We start from the raw sequence: 14,317 nt of genomic DNA, 5'->3' as shown, positions 1-14,317 counted from the left end.
TAAGCATGAACGCGCCGTACGACGGTGACAGCGGCCAGGGCGCGGCCGGCTCGGGCTACCCCGAGCCGCCGCCCGAGGCCGGCCAGGTGCCGCCGCAGCACGCGGCGGACATGTATCTCCAGGACGCCTACGAGCAGGACCCCTACCGGGCGCACGACCTCGCCGCTCAGGACCCGGTCGCCGAGGCGCTGTACGACCGCGCAGCGCATCCGCCGCCGCCCCCGGGGACGTACGGCCCCCAGCAGCCGCCGTACGCGCCGCCCGCGCAGTCGCCCTACGCCCCCGACCCGCGCGTGTGGGCGCAGACCCCGGCGCCGGAGCCGGGCGGCTCCGCCCAGTACCTGCCGTACGGCGAGGACCCCCGCGCGACCCAGTTCGTGGGCGTGGACGACCTGGTCTCCCACTCCGGTGAGGAGTATCACGAGCCGGACGCCTTCGCGCATCTCTTCAAGGACCAGCAGCACAGCGGCGGGCACGCGCCCATGGATCCCCCGGCCGTCGCGGGACCGGGCGGGGTGCACGACGTCGCCGGTCAGTACCCGCAGGCGTACGGCCAGAGCCCGCAGCAGGGCGGCCCGTACGCCGGCGGCGCGTACCCGGCCGGGCCGTCCGCCGCCGGCTACCCGGCGCAGTCTCCCGTGCCCGCCCCGGCCGCCGTCGCGGACCCCGTCGGGGCCGTCGAACCGGAGGCCCCCGCGGCCGCCGGCGCTCCCGCCAAGAAGGGCGGCCGGGCCACCGGACTGCTGAAGTCCAGCGCCGTCATGGCGGCGGGCACGATGGTCTCCCGCCTCACCGGCTTCGTCCGCTCCGCGCTGATCGCCGCCGCATTGGGCCTGGGCGTGCTCGCCGACTCCTTCCAGGTGGCCTACCAGCTGCCGACGATGATCTACATCCTCACCGTCGGCGGCGGTCTGAACTCCGTGTTCGTGCCGCAGCTGGTGCGCTCCATGAAGGAGGACGAGGACGGCGGCGAGGCCTTCGCCAACCGGCTCCTGACCCTCGTGATGGTCGCCCTCGCCGCGCTGACCGGGCTCGCGCTGTTCGCCGCGCCACTGCTGGTGCGGTTGCTGTCCCCCACCATCGCCGACGACGCGGCGGCGAACAGTGTGGCGGTCACCTTCACCCGCTACTTCCTGCCCTCGATCTTCTTCATGGGCATCCACGTGGTGATGGGTCAGATCCTCAACGCCCGCGGGAAGTTCGGCGCGATGATGTGGACCCCGGTCCTGAACAACATCGTCATCATCGTGACGCTCGGCATGTTCATCTGGGTCTACGGCACCGCCGCCAACTCCCACCTGGACGTCACCAGCATCCCGCCGCAGGGCCAGCGGTTGCTCGGCGTCGGTGTGCTGCTCGGCCTGATCGTCCAGGCACTGGCCATGATCCCGTACCTGCGGGAGACCGGCTTCCGGGTCCGGCTGCGCTTCGACTGGAAGGGCCACGGCCTGGGCAAGGCCGCGATGCTCGCCAAGTGGACGGTCCTGTTCGTCCTCGCCAACCAGGCGGGCGCCATGGTCGTGACCCAGCTGTCGACCGCCGCCGGCAAGGACTCCGGCGTCAAGGGAACCGGCTTCGCCGCCTACGCCAACGCCCAGCTGATCTGGGGCCTGCCGCAGGCCATCATCACCGTCTCCCTGATGGCCGCCCTGCTGCCGCGCATCTCGCGCTCGGCCGCAGAGGGTGACTCGGGCGCCATCCGCGACGACATCTCGCAGGGGCTGCGCACCACCGCGGTCGCCATCGTGCCCATCGCGTTCGGGTTCGTCGCGCTCGGCATCCCGATGTGCACGCTGATCTTCGGCTCAGCCGGCACCGACGCGGCCACCAACATGGGGTACATGCTGATGGCCTTCGGCCTCGGCCTGATCCCGTACTCCGTGCAGTACGTCGTCCTGCGCGCCTTCTACGCCTACGAGGACACCCGCACCCCCTTCTACAACACCGTCATCGTGGCCGCGGTCAACGCCGGCGCCGCGGCGCTCTGCTACTTCCTGCTGCCCGCGCGCTGGTCGGTCGCCGGCATGGCCGCCGCCTACGGCCTCGCCTACGCCATCGGTGTGGGTGTCGCCTGGCGCAGGCTGCGTAAGCGGCTGGGCGGGGACCTGGACGGGGCCCGGGTGATGCGCACGTACGCGCGCCTGGCCATCGCCTCCGTGCCGGCCGTCCTGCTCAGCGGCGCGGCCTGCTACGGCGTCGGGCACACTCTCGGCCAGGGCGTCGTCGGCTCCTTCGCCGCGCTGCTCGCCGGAGGTGTCCTCCTGTTCGGGGTCTTCTTCGTCGCCGCCCGCCGGATGCGCATCGAGGAACTGAACTCGCTCGTGGGAATGGTGCGCGGGCGTCTGGGGCGATGAGGCGGGGGTAGGCGCACAACCATCGTCCGCTGCTGTGTGTCGTGCATAGCGGCCGACTGTGGGCACAATTGGTTTCGGCGTCGGACAGCGTGCAACGGATGGGGAGGCAGGGACGACGGTGGCGGAACGGAGCACGGCTGCCGTCGACGTGGCAGACAACAGCGGTGACAAGCCGCTGACCGCCAAGGCGGACCAGTCCACGGCCGACGGGGTGGCCAAGAACCCGGAGCGGGACACGGACAGCGACGAGGCACAGGGGAGCGGCGGAACCGAAGGTCCCGGACGGAAGACCTCGCCTCCGGAATTGCACAGCGGTCACAAGCTCGCCAGACGCTACCGGTTGGAGGAGTGCGTCACCCGTCTGGACGGATTCAGCAGTTGGCGTGCGGTCGACGAGAAACTCCGTCGTGCCGTCGGCGTCCATGTACTGCCCGCGGACCATGCCCGGGCCCGCTCCGTCCTTGCCGCCGCCCGTTCCTCCGCGCTGCTGGGCGATCCGCGCTTCGTCCAGGTTCTCGACGCCGTCGAGGAGAACGATCTCGTCTACGTCGTCCACGAGTGGCTGCCCGATGCCGTCGAGCTGTCCACCCTGCTCGCCGGCGGCCCGCTGGAGCCGCACGACGCCTACCAGATGGTCAGTCAGATCGCCTCGGCCATGGCCGCCGCGCACCGGGAGGGCCTCGCCCATCTGCGGCTGAACCCCAACGCCGTGCTGCGCGCCTCCACCGGCCAGTGGCGCATCCGCGGCCTCGCCGTGAACGCGGCGCTGCGGGGCATCGGCTCCGACACCCCGCAGCGCGCCGACACCGAGGCGATCGGCGCCCTGCTGTACGCGTCGCTGACCCAGCGCTGGCCGTACGAGAACGATGCGTACGGCCTGTCCGGCCTGCCCAAGGACATCGGCCTCATCCCCCCGGACCAGGTACGCGCCGGTGTGCACCGCGGCCTGTCCGAGCTGGCCATGCGGGCCCTCGTCAACGACGGGGCCACGGCGTCCCGGCACGAGGCTCCGTGCACCACGCCGGAGGAGCTGGTGAAGGCGATCGGCGAAATGCCGCGCATCCGCCCGCCCGAGCCGGCGTTCACGGCCCCGCCGGAGTACCAGCGCACGACCTACCAGCAGGGCACCTACGGCCGTCAGGCGCCCCACCCCGGTGCCACACAGCCGATCACGGTCCCGCCTGCACCGCTGCAGAGCCGCACCGGCAAGGCGCTGAAGTGGGCGGTGTCCGCGCTCCTCATCGCCGCCCTGGGACTGGGCAGCTGGCAGCTGGCGGATGCCCTGATGGGCCGGGGCGGGAAAACGGACGACACCCACAAGAGCCGGACGACGGACAGCGGCGACAAGAACGCCGAGAAGCCGAAGCCGGTTCCGATAGCGATCAAGTACGGCCAGGAGTTCGTTGCCAAGGGCGACGCCCAGCACCCCGGCGACGTCCCCAAGACCTATGACGGCGACGCATCGACGTACTGGAGGACCAGGAGTTTCGACGAGGGCCCTCCGATCGCGCCGCTCAAGCCGGGCGTCGGCATCGTCTACGACCTCGGTTCGCCCCAGAAGCTCGGCTCGGCCACCGTCGACCTGCGGTACACCGGTGACCACACCACGGTGGAGCTGTACGCTGCGGACTCGCTGACCCCGTCGTCGCTGGAGTCGATGCACCAGCTCGGCAAGGTCACGACGGCGAGCAACACTGCCACGGTGAAGCTCACCAAGACGGTGAAGACGCAGTACGTCCTGGTCTGGCTGACGGCCGTGCCCTATTCGGGGTACGACTCGACCCTGTACAGCGGCGAGGGCTACAAGCAGGCCATCGGCGAAGTGAAGTTCACGGGCTGACGTCTCACCCGGACCCGGAGGGGGCAGATGACGGAGGGCGCCGGATACGACGGAGTGAGCGACAAGGATCTGCTCGCCCGCCATGTGGAAGGCGACCCCGAGGCCTTCGGTGAGATCGTGCGGCGCCATCGGGACCGTCTCTGGGCGGTCGCCCTGCGCACTCTGGGGGACCGGGAGGAGGCCGCTGACGCGGTCCAGGACGCCCTGGTGTCGGCTTATCGGGCCGCCCACACCTTTCGGGGGCAGTCAGCCGTCACGACGTGGCTGCACCGGATCACCGTGAACGCCTGTCTCGACCGGGCACGCAAGGCGGCCTCACGGAAGACGGCTCCGGTCGACGACACCGAGCGGCTGGAGCAGTTGCTGGAGCCGCATGAGTCTGCCTCGGCGCCGGCCGAGCGGAAGGACGTGCACCGCCAGCTCCTCGAAGCACTCGGCACCCTGCCGCCGGAACAGCGGGCCGCACTGGTCCTGGTGGACATGCAGGGCTACCCCGTGGCGGAGGCCGCCCGGATCCTGGATGTGCCGACGGGGACGGTGAAGAGCCGGTGCGCGCGGGGCAGGGCCAGACTGCTGCCCCTGCTCACGCATCTATGGCCCGACGGTGCCGGTACCGTCCGCACCGGGGACGGGAAAGAAGTCGGCCCGGAACGGAACCGGACGCAGAGGCCATCCGTCCCACCGGCAACGGCGTCCCCGAGTGAACATCCCCGGGACCCGGAACCCAGCGATTCAGCCGTAGTGAAGGGCGGAGGTGGGCGAGCGTGACCACCACGGCAGACACGGCCGGGCACCCGGACGTCGCGGAGATGTCCGACCTCACCGAGGGCCTGCTTCCGCCGGACCGCAGTACGGAGGTGCGGCGCCACCTCGATGAGTGCGGCCTGTGCGCGGACGTGTACGGGTCGCTGGAGGAAATCCGCGGGCTGCTGGGATCCGTACCCGAGCCCGGCCGCATGCCGGACGACGTGGCTGCCTCCATCGACGCCGCTCTTGCCGCGGAGAGCCCGCTGACCGCCGTCGGCGAGCCCGCCCCGGCTCATGTTTCACGTGAAACACCCGCCAAGCCCGATCGCCCGACCGGACGTCCGCGTGCCACGACCGGCCCAGGGCGCAAGCGGTCCGAGCGCGGCCGGCGTCGCCATCAGCTCGTCCTTGGCACCGTTCTCACGGCTGCGGTGCTGGGTGCGGGCACCCTGGTGGCGACCTCGCTCGGCACAGGGGACAGCCGCACGACGGCCCACGGAACGCCGAGCCCCACCGCAGCCTCCTTCTCGGGCCACAGTGTGCAGGAGCAGGTGGGCGTCCTGCTCGACGCGAAGCATGGCCTGCCCCGCAGTGCTGACAAGCACCGACTGAGCAGCGAGGGCCATTCGAGCACCCCCGGTTTCACGGAAAGTCCGAGCACGTTGGCCCAGACGGTTGCTCCGGTCCCCGACTGCATCCGGCAAGCACTGCCTCAGCGAGACGATGTTCTGGGTGCCAAGACGGGAACGTTCGCCGGCAAGTCCGCCTTTCTGGTGGTAGTGCCGGACACTGACGACGCCACCCGCGTCACGGCGTACGTCGTCGACACAGCATGCGTACTCAAGCACCCCACGTCGCCGGGCACGGTGCTGTGGAACGGGTCCTATCCACGCCCTTGAGGGCAACGCACCGGAGAGACCTTTGAGGGACTTCACGTCTCCCTGTGTCCAGTCTCGCGTGCTCCGGCACACACCGGGAATGCGGGCCCCGTAGGATCCGTTGGGTGGGGTGAGAGTCCTGAAAGGGGCTCCGCCGGTCGACTGACGCAGACCAGAGACGAGGAACCAAGCCGTGAGCGACGTCCGTAACGTGATCATTATCGGCTCCGGGCCCGCGGGCTACACGGCGGCGCTCTACACCGCGCGTGCGTCGCTGAAGCCCTTGGTGTTCGAAGGCGCTGTCACCGCGGGTGGTGCGCTGATGAACACCACCGAGGTGGAGAACTTCCCGGGATTCCGCGACGGCATCATGGGGCCTGACCTCATGGACAACATGCGGGCCCAGGCCGAACGCTTCGGTGGCGAGCTGGTTCCGGACGACATCGTCTCCGTCGACCTGACCGGTGAGATCAAGACGGTCACCGACACCGCGGGCACGGTCCACCGGGCGAAGGCCGTCATCGTCGCCACCGGCTCGCAGCACCGCAAGCTGGGACTGCCGAATGAGGACGCGTTCTCGGGGCGCGGTGTCTCCTGGTGCGCCACCTGTGACGGGTTCTTCTTCAAGGACCACGACATCGCCGTGATCGGCGGCGGTGACACCGCGATGGAGGAGGCCACCTTCCTGTCGCGGTTCGCCAAGTCGGTGACGGTCGTCCACCGGCGGGACACCCTGCGCGCCTCCAAGGCGATGCAGGAGCGTGCCTTCGGCGACCCGAAGATCAAGTTCGTCTGGGACAGCGAGGTCGCAGAGATCCAGGGCGACCAGAAGCTCTCCGGCCTGAAGCTGCGCAACATCAAGACCGGCGAGCTGTCCGACCTGCCCGTGACGGGTCTGTTCATCGCGATCGGCCACGACCCGCGTACCGAGCTGTTCAAGGGCCAGCTGGACCTGGACGAGGAGGGCTACCTGAAGGTCGCCTCTCCGTCCACCCGCACCAATGTGACCGGTGTCTTCGGCGCCGGTGACGTGGTCGACCACACCTACCGCCAGGCGATCACCGCGGCGGGCACCGGCTGCTCCGCGGCTCTGGACGCCGAGCGCTTCCTCGCCGCCCTCGCTGACGAGGAGCAGGCGGAGCCCGAGAAGACCGCCGTCTGATCTTTCCTCTTCCCCCGCCCCACCGCACGACCAAGGTAAGGAGCCCCCTGTGGCCGGCAACCTGAAAACTGTCACCGACGACACCTTCGACCAGGACGTCCTCAAGAACGACAAGCCCGTTCTAGTGGACTTCTGGGCGGCCTGGTGCGGCCCGTGCCGCCAGATCGCCCCGTCCTTGGAGGCGATCGCTGCCGAGTACGGCGAGAAGATCGAGATCGTCAAGCTCAACATCGACGAGAACCCCGGCACGGCCGCCAGGTACGGCGTCATGTCCATCCCGACCCTGAACGTCTACCAGGGCGGCGAGGTTGCCAAGACCATCGTCGGCGCCAAGCCCAAGGCCGCACTCCTCCGCGACCTCGAAGAGTTCATCGGCGAGTGATGTTTCACGTGAAACACGAATGGGCCAACCCTCTCGGGTTGGCCCATTCGCTATAGCGGCCTCAGCGCAGGCTCCTTCTGGACGGCGCCCAGGAGCCGGTCGAGTGCCATCTCCACGTCTTCCTTCCAGGAGAGCGTGGACCGCAGCTCCAGCCGCAGCCGGGGATGCCTGGGATGCTGCCGGACCGTCTTGAAACCCACGGCCAGCAGATGGTCGGCGGGCAGCAGACAGGCGGGCCGCTCCCAGCGGACGTCGCCGAACGCCTCGATCGCCTTGAAGCCCCGGCGCAGCAGGTCCTTGGCTACCGCCTGCACCAGCACCCGGCCCAGTCCCTGCCCCTGATAGCCGGGCATGACGAACGCCGTCATCAGCTGGACGGCGTCCGGTGAGACCGGGCTCGTGGGAAAGGCCGTCGAACGTGGGACATAAGCCGGCGGGGCGTAGAGGACGAAACCCGCGGGCACGTCATCGATGTACACCACCCGGCCGCACGACCCCCAGTCCAGCAGGACGGCGGAGATCCAGGCTTCCTTCTCCAGCGCGGCTGTACCCGCCTTCAGTGCGGCTTCACCGCTGACGGGATCCAGCTCCCAGAAGACACAGGAGCGACAGCGGTCGGGAAGGTCCTGAAGGTTGTCCAGAGTGAGCGGCACGACCCGACGCCCCATGAAGGCTGATCCTCGCTTCCTTCGCCCGCCGCATCGCGAACGGCTGTCAGAACGCTCCGTTCCCTGAGCAGACTGCCGACGAAGCCGCCGACCACTCCGAGGCTCAGGCCAGCGCCCACCAGTCCGATACGGCTCATCGATCGCATGGCCCCCGTCTCCCCACTCACAGATCAGGCTGCTGTCCGGTGGATGTGCCATACCTGAACGCATCGTATCCACGATGGGATTCACTCGATACCGCCCCAAAGCAAAGAGCGGGTCGTTTCCGGTACACACCGGAAACGACCCGCTCCACCACATCACCAGGCGGTACCGCCCGAGGATCAGTCGTACGTCTCCTCGTCGCCGATCTCCCGCAGGCTCTTCTGGAGAGCCAGCCTCTCGCCCGGGGCGAGTGTGCTGAGGATCCTCTCGAGATCATCCGCGGAGGCGAACTCGACGGTGATCTTGCCCTTCTTCTGGCCCAGCTCGACCTTCACCCGTGTCTCGAAGCGGTCCGAGAGCCGTGTGGCCAGCTCGTTCAGTGCGGGGGAAGGTACGGAACCGGCCCGGGGGCCGCGGGCGCGGGAGGCCTTCTGGGGCCGCGAGCCCATCAACGTCACGATCTCTTCCACGGACCGCACCGACAGCCCCTCGGCCACGATGCGGTGAGCCAGCCGGTCCTGCTCCTCAGAGTCCTCGACGGCCAGCAGCGCCCGGGCGTGGCCGGCGGAGAGCACCCCGGCAGCCACCCGTTTCTGGACGGTCGGGGACAGCTTCAGCAAACGCAGGGTGTTGGAGACCTGCGGTCGGGAACGCCCGATCCGGTCGGCCAGCTGGTCGTGCGTGCAGTTGAAGTCCTTCAGCAGCTGGTCGTAGGCGGCTGCCTCTTCGATCGGGTTCAGCTGCGCGCGGTGGAGATTCTCCAGCAGTGCGTCCAGGAGGAGTTTCTCGTCGTCCGTGGCCCGCACGATGGCCGGAATGGCCTCCAGGCCGGCCTCACGGCAGGCACGCCAGCGGCGCTCGCCCATGATCAGCTCGTAGCGGGCGGGGCCCACCTGTCGCACTACGACGGGCTGCAGGAGGCCGACCTCCTGGATGGAGGTAACCAGCTCCTGCAGCGCGTCCTCGTCGAAAATCTCCCGGGGCTGGCGGGGGTTCGGCGTGATGGCGTCCAGGGGGATCTCGGCGAAGTGGGCACCCACCGGAGAGGCGGGCACTTCGACGGCCTGGGTTGCCGGACCCGCTTCGGCCTCTTCGGCCATGGGCGGCAGTGTGGCCACCTTGGCCGCGGCCACTCCGCGGTCGGTCGTCAGCACCGGGACGGCTGCGGGGGAGATGGACGCTCCGCCCCCCAGCACCGCCGGGGCCGGGGTCTTCTCGGTCGGGGCAGCCGGGATCAGTGCGCCGAGACCGCGGCCCAGACCCCTCCGTCGCTCGCTCACTGGATCCCCTCCACCATGTTCGGGTTGTTCTGGGCACCGATGTGGGCCTGGCCCGCGTCGTAGCTGACGCCGACGCCCTTCAGCGCGATTTCTCGGGCCGCCTCAAGATACGAGAGGGCGCCGCTCGATCCTGGATCGTAAGTCAGCACCGTCTGCCCGTAGCTCGGCGCCTCGGAGATGCGCACAGAGCGGGGGATGCTCGTCCGCAGCACCTCATCGCCGAAGTGGGTGCGCACCTCCTCCGCGACCTGCGAGGCAAGACGCGTCCGGCCGTCGTACATGGTGAGCAGGATGGTCGACACATGCAGGTTGGGGTTGAGGTGCCCCCGGACCAGATCGACGTTGCGCAGAAGCTGACCGAGACCCTCCAGGGCGTAGTACTCGCACTGGATCGGGATGAGTACCTCGGCGCCCGCGACGAGGGCGTTGACCGTCAAGAGTCCGAGCGAGGGCGGGCAGTCGATGAGGATGTAGTCCAACGGCTGCTCGTACGCCTGGATGGCCCGCTGAAGCCGGCTCTCCCGGGCCACCAGGGACACCAACTCGATCTCCGCACCGGCCAGATCGATGGTGGCAGGAGCGCAGAACAGGCCCTCGACATCGGGGACGGGCTGGACGACCTCGGCCAACGGCCGGCTCTCCACCAGAACGTCGTAGATGGAGGGGACTTCGGCGTGATGGTCAATCCCGAGGGCGGTGGACGCATTGCCCTGTGGGTCGAGGTCGATCACCAGCACGCGGCCACCGTGCAGGGCCAGCGAAGCGGCAAGGTTGACGGTCGTCGTCGTCTTGCCCACACCGCCCTTCTGGTTGGCGACCACGATGACTCGGGTCTGCTCCGGTCGCGGCAGACCTTCGCCGGCGCGGCCGAGAGCCTCCACCGCCAGTTGGGCCGCACGACCGATGGGAGTGTCGTCCATCGGAGGCGGTGTTTCACGTGAAACATCCGCCCCCATCGACTCGGTACGGGGACCGGGGACCGGATCGGTCATCGGTCCCGCGATGTTGGCGTCGGACCGCAAGGATTCACTCTCCTCGACTTCAGGCTCGCAATGAACAGAGCCTCCCATGTCTTCGGGGTCGTGAACCAGTGAGGCCTGGTGTTCTGTGGAGAAATCCACCTCTGTGGACAGCTCCGTGCCCCTGGAGAGGGACGGGGACGCCGGGGAATCGGGATCCTCTGAGAGTGAACCGAGAGGCTTCCGGTCGCGGGGTTCGGCCGCGGCGCGGCCACGACTGATGATGCCGTGCAGCAGTGAGCGACGTTTCACGTGAAACACGATGCATGGCAGCCAGGTCAAGGCGCCCGCACGACACCCCGGTATGCATACGTTTGGCTGCTTGTGTGGAGTATGCCCACGGGAACCCGGCCTCGTCTTACGGCCTGGCTCAGTGGGCCGGCTCCACTCCACGCTGACGGTCACGCGTCACTGACGGACCCGACGGCCGAGCCACAGGCCGCCGGGCGTGACGCGGGCCGACGCGGCCGGGTCAGCGACGCCGACGGGTCCGGCCCGTCCGGGCCGCCTTGGCGCGCTTCGCGGCGAACCGCACACCGCCCGGGCTCTCCCCGACCTCGACCCGCACCACGGTGGACAACGGATCGACCACACCCTCGCCCACATGCAGGATCGACGTCTCGACCGCGCCGAGTTTGCTGAGCGCGGTGGCCGCGGCCTTCAGCTCCTCCTCGGCGGTGTCGCCCTTGAGTGCGAGCATCTCACCGTAGGGCCGCAGCAGGGGAATGCCCCAGGTGGCCAGGCGGTCCAGCGGGGCCACGGCCCGGGCGGTCACCACATGGACCGGAGGCAGCTTGCCCATGACCTCCTCGGCACGGCCGCGCATCACGGTGACGTGATCCAGACCGAGCAGCTCGACGACCTCGGTGAGGAAGTTGGTGCGCCGCAGCAAGGGCTCCAGCAGGGTGATGTTCAGGTCGTCGCGGACCAGGGCCAGCGGGATGCCCGGCAGCCCGGCGCCGGAGCCGACATCGCAGACCGTCACTCCCTGCGGGACGGCCTCGGAGAGCACCGCGCAGTTGAGCAGGTGCCGCTCCCACAGGCGGGGCACTTCCCGCGGGCCGATCAGACCACGCTGCACGCCCGCCTCGGCGAGCAGTTCCGCATACCGGACCGCATCGGCGAAGCGATCACCAAACACTTCCCGCGCCTGCTCGGGCGCGGGGGGAAGCTCCGCTGCCTCCGTCACGGGGACCGTCCTTCCGTACAGCGCCGGTGCTTCGCGCACCGGCCACCAGAACTACCAGGCTGACAAAGTTCGGCCCCGCCTGCGCAACAGACGGGGCCGGTGGAACGTGGGGCCGATCAGGCGGGCAGCACGACGACGAAGCGCTGGGGCTCCTCGCCCTCGGACTCGCTGCGCAGCCCTGCGGCCTTGACCGCGTCGTGCACGACCTTGCGCTCGAACGGGGTCATCGGCTTCATCTTCACAGGCTCGCCGGTGCTCTTCGCCTCGGCGGCGGCCTTGGCACCCAGCTCGGACAGCTCGGACCGCTTCTGGGCCCGGTATCCCGCGATGTCCAGCATCAGCCGGCTGCGGTCCCCGGTCTCCCGGTGCACCGCCAGGCGCGTCAGCTCCTGCAGCGCCTCCAGCACCTCGCCGTCGCGGCCGACCAGCTTGTGCAGGTCACGGCCGCCGGTGTCGCTGATGATCGACACGGAGGCGCGGTCGGCCTCGACGTCCATGTCGATGTCGCCGTCGAGGTCGGCGATGTCCAGCAGACCCTCCAGGTAGTCCGCCGCGATCTCACCCTCCTGCTCCAGGCGGGTGAGGGTGTCTGCGCCCTCGGCAGCGTCGGAGGTGGTGCCTTCCGTCACGGGATGGACTCCTTCTTACTTCTTGGACGGGGACTTGGGCCGCTGCGGGCCACTCTTGCGCTGGCCGGACTGGGCCTTGCTGCGGGTGCCGGAGCCGGGCTTCTGAGGCTGCTTGGCCGCGGTGGGCTTGGCATCCTGCGGCTCGTCGGACTTCTCCAGCGAGAGGGAGTCACCCGCCTGCTTGGTCGCGCCGGACTGACGCTGGGACTTGCTCTGGCGCTTGGGCTGCTGGCGCCGGGCGGCCGTGGCGGTGGTGTCGACGACCGCACCGTCCTCGGCCTGCACCGCGGCCTGGCCCGCGCTCTTCGTCACGGTGCCGTCGGCCTGGGCGACGAGACCCGCCTTGTTCAGCGCGTTGACGAACTTGCGCTCGGACTCGTTGCGGTCGCGGCCCTTGGAGACGATCGCCTTGACGATGGCCTTCTCGCTGCGCCGGCTCACCTTGCCGTGCTGCGTGACGTGCTTGGTCAGGCGCTCCAGGTAGGCGGCCTGGGCCTTGGAACCCGGGGTCGGGTTGTTGCGGATGACGTACATCTGCTGGCCCATGGTCCACACGTTGGTGGTCAGCCAGTAGACGAGGACACCGACCGGGAAGTTCACACCGAAGACGGCGAACATGACCGGGAAGACGTACATCAGCATCTTCTGCTGCTGCATGAACGGCGTCTTCACGGTGGTGTCGACGTTCTTCGTCATCAGCTGGCGCTGCGTGTAGAACTGCGACGCCGACATCATCACGATCATGACGGCGGTCACGACGCGGACGTCGGTCAGCGACGCGTGCAGCGCGGTGACCTGGCTCTCACTGCTGAAGAACTTGGACGCGAGCGGAGCGCCGAAGATGTGTGCGTTCCGCGCGCTCTCGAGCAGCTGGTTGTCGATGACGCCGATCTTCGTGCCCGACGCGATGCCGTTGAGCACGTGGTACAGGGCGAAGAAGAACGGGGACTGCGCCAGGATGGGAAGGCACGAGGAGAGCGGGTTGGTACCCGACTCCTTGTACAGCTTCATCATCTCTTCGGACTGGCGCTGCTTGTCGTTCTTGTAGCGCTCCTGGATCTTCTTCATCTCGGGCTGGAGCGTCTGCATGGCCCGGGTCGCCTTGATCTGCTTCACGAAGAGCGGGATCAGGCAGATGCGGATCAGGATCACCAGGGACACGATGGACAGGCCCCAGGCCCATCCGGTGTCAGGGCCGAAGATCGCGCCGTACACCGTGTGGAACTGGACGATGACCCATGAGACGGGTGTCGTGATGAAGCTGAAGAAGCTGGCAATCGTGTCCACTAATCATGCTCCTTGGGCATGGGACGAAGTCTCTGCGGCCGGGCTCGGAGGAAGCTCGGAAGAGAGCTTCTCTTCGGTGGCCGGTTCGGCGGCGGAGGGCCCGCCCCTGCGTGCGCGCAAGGCGTTGCGCAGCATTTCGTGCCACCGCGGGCGCTTGCGCGGCGGAACATGGTCCACCCCGCCCAGCGACCACGGATTGCACCGGAGGATGCGCCAGGCGGTGAGTGCCGTTCCCTTGATCGCACCGTGCCGGTCGATGGCCGTGTAGCCGTAGTGGGAGCACGACGGGTAGTACTTGCACACCGGCCCCAGCAACGGACTGATCGTCCACTGGTACAGCTTGATCAGAGCCAGCAGCGGGTACTTCATCGCGCGCCCCCTCCCAGTAGCCGCTCAAGGGCGGCGTCCAGGTCTCGGGCCAGCTGTGCATGGTCGGCGTCGCCCGCTCCGGGCAGCGCTCGTACGACTACCAGGCTACCGGGGGGAAACAGGGCGACTCGGTCACGCATCAGATGGCGCAGTCTGCGCTTCACCGTGTTGCGCACGACCGCGCCACCCACGGCCTTGCTCACGACGAAACCCGCACGCGTCGGGGGAGCGCTCTCCCCAGGCGCGTGCGGGTCCGTGGCACCGCTACGAAGGTGGACGACGAGGGTCGGGCGTCCGGCCCGACGACCTCGTCGTACCGCGGTCGCGAAGTCCTCGCGCCGCCTCAGCCGGTTCTCGGTGGGCAGCACG

At 69.0% G+C, this 14,317-nt stretch carries 14 protein-coding genes; 6 read left to right on the top strand and 8 right to left on the bottom strand.

Annotated elements, in window-relative coordinates; all coding sequences use genetic code 11:
• Nucleotides 1-5: 5 nt before the first annotated feature.
• The 6 genes from murJ (at nucleotide 6) to trxA (ending at nucleotide 7,363) form a co-directional block, all read left to right on the top strand.
• The gene (gene murJ / locus AB0B40_RS09140) at nucleotides 6-2,354 is read left to right on the top strand and encodes a murein biosynthesis integral membrane protein MurJ (protein WP_345058921.1); all 2,349 of its coding nucleotides are present in this window, start codon (nucleotides 6-8) and stop codon (nucleotides 2,352-2,354) included.
• A 118-nt stretch (nucleotides 2,355-2,472) separates the two neighbouring features.
• On the top strand, nucleotides 2,473-4,194 hold the full coding sequence (locus tag AB0B40_RS09135) for a protein kinase family protein (protein ID WP_345058923.1): 1,722 nt from the start codon (nucleotides 2,473-2,475) through the stop codon (nucleotides 4,192-4,194).
• A gap of 27 nt (nucleotides 4,195-4,221) precedes the next feature.
• Nucleotides 4,222-4,962: an RNA polymerase sigma factor SigM gene (gene sigM, locus AB0B40_RS09130; RefSeq protein ID WP_345058925.1), complete on the top strand. Its 741-nt coding sequence runs from the start codon at nucleotides 4,222-4,224 to the stop codon at nucleotides 4,960-4,962.
• The gene (locus AB0B40_RS09125; RefSeq protein WP_345058927.1) at nucleotides 4,959-5,840 is read left to right on the top strand and encodes a hypothetical protein; all 882 of its coding nucleotides are present in this window, start codon (nucleotides 4,959-4,961) and stop codon (nucleotides 5,838-5,840) included. Before sigM ends, AB0B40_RS09125 begins: the two co-directional genes overlap by 4 nt.
• 172 nt (nucleotides 5,841-6,012) lie before the next feature.
• A complete protein-coding gene (trxB, locus tag AB0B40_RS09120; protein ID WP_345058929.1) occupies nucleotides 6,013-6,981 on the top strand; it encodes a thioredoxin-disulfide reductase in 969 nt (322 codons plus the stop codon).
• 49 nt (nucleotides 6,982-7,030) lie between these two features.
• A complete protein-coding gene (trxA, locus tag AB0B40_RS09115; RefSeq protein ID WP_345058931.1) occupies nucleotides 7,031-7,363 on the top strand; it encodes a thioredoxin in 333 nt (110 codons plus the stop codon).
• 50 nt (nucleotides 7,364-7,413) lie between these two features.
• On the opposite strand, the gene AB0B40_RS09110 is transcribed toward trxA, so the two are convergent.
• From AB0B40_RS09110 to rnpA, 8 genes are all read right to left on the bottom strand, one after another.
• Nucleotides 7,414-8,031, bottom strand: coding sequence for a GNAT family N-acetyltransferase (locus tag AB0B40_RS09110; RefSeq protein ID WP_345058933.1), 618 nt, complete (start codon nucleotides 8,029-8,031; stop codon nucleotides 7,414-7,416).
• A 323-nt stretch (nucleotides 8,032-8,354) separates the two neighbouring features.
• Nucleotides 8,355-9,455: a ParB/RepB/Spo0J family partition protein gene (locus AB0B40_RS09105; protein WP_345058935.1), complete on the bottom strand. Its 1,101-nt coding sequence runs from the start codon at nucleotides 9,453-9,455 to the stop codon at nucleotides 8,355-8,357.
• Nucleotides 9,452-10,525, bottom strand: a complete 1,074-nt coding sequence (locus AB0B40_RS09100) for a ParA family protein (RefSeq protein WP_345058974.1) — start codon at nucleotides 10,523-10,525, stop codon at nucleotides 9,452-9,454. The genes AB0B40_RS09105 and AB0B40_RS09100 overlap by 4 nt, the downstream gene beginning before the upstream one ends.
• A 421-nt stretch (nucleotides 10,526-10,946) precedes the next feature.
• Nucleotides 10,947-11,663: a 16S rRNA (guanine(527)-N(7))-methyltransferase RsmG gene (gene rsmG, locus AB0B40_RS09095; RefSeq protein WP_362263603.1), complete on the bottom strand. Its 717-nt coding sequence runs from the start codon at nucleotides 11,661-11,663 to the stop codon at nucleotides 10,947-10,949.
• 116 nt (nucleotides 11,664-11,779) lie between these two features.
• Nucleotides 11,780-12,292: a R3H domain-containing nucleic acid-binding protein gene (locus tag AB0B40_RS09090; RefSeq protein WP_345058939.1), complete on the bottom strand. Its 513-nt coding sequence runs from the start codon at nucleotides 12,290-12,292 to the stop codon at nucleotides 11,780-11,782.
• Nucleotides 12,293-12,307: 15 nt separating this feature from the next.
• On the bottom strand, nucleotides 12,308-13,579 hold the full coding sequence (gene yidC, locus AB0B40_RS09085; protein WP_345058941.1) for a membrane protein insertase YidC: 1,272 nt from the start codon (nucleotides 13,577-13,579) through the stop codon (nucleotides 12,308-12,310).
• Nucleotides 13,580-13,582: 3 nt separating this feature from the next.
• Nucleotides 13,583-13,948: a membrane protein insertion efficiency factor YidD gene (gene yidD, locus AB0B40_RS09080; RefSeq protein ID WP_345058943.1), complete on the bottom strand. Its 366-nt coding sequence runs from the start codon at nucleotides 13,946-13,948 to the stop codon at nucleotides 13,583-13,585.
• The gene (rnpA, locus tag AB0B40_RS09075; RefSeq protein ID WP_079080991.1) at nucleotides 13,945-14,316 is read right to left on the bottom strand and encodes a ribonuclease P protein component; all 372 of its coding nucleotides are present in this window, start codon (nucleotides 14,314-14,316) and stop codon (nucleotides 13,945-13,947) included. Before rnpA ends, yidD begins: the two co-directional genes overlap by 4 nt.
• Between the last annotated feature and the right edge of the window lies 1 nt (nucleotide 14,317).

Origin of the sequence: Streptomyces sp. NPDC042638 (genome assembly GCF_040647235.1) — a bacterium.
In the GTDB taxonomy this organism is placed as follows: Bacteria; Actinomycetota; Actinomycetes; order Streptomycetales; family Streptomycetaceae; genus Streptomyces; species Streptomyces rameus.
This window is presented reverse-complemented; position numbering and strand designations above follow the sequence as displayed.

Excerpts from the sequence above, each read along its gene's own strand:
- murJ (WP_345058921.1), top strand. The coding sequence starts at position 6 with ATGAACGCGCCGTACGACGGTGACAGCGGCCAGGGCGCGGCCGGCTCG.
- sigM (WP_345058925.1), top strand. The coding sequence starts at position 4,222 with ATGACGGAGGGCGCCGGATACGACGGAGTGAGCGACAAGGATCTGCTC.
- AB0B40_RS09110 (WP_345058933.1), bottom strand. The coding sequence starts at position 8,031 with ATGGGGCGTCGGGTCGTGCCGCTCACTCTGGACAACCTTCAGGACCTT.
- AB0B40_RS09100 (WP_345058974.1), bottom strand. The coding sequence starts at position 10,525 with ATGGGAGGCTCTGTTCATTGCGAGCCTGAAGTCGAGGAGAGTGAATCC.
- yidD (WP_345058943.1), bottom strand. The coding sequence starts at position 13,948 with ATGAAGTACCCGCTGCTGGCTCTGATCAAGCTGTACCAGTGGACGATC.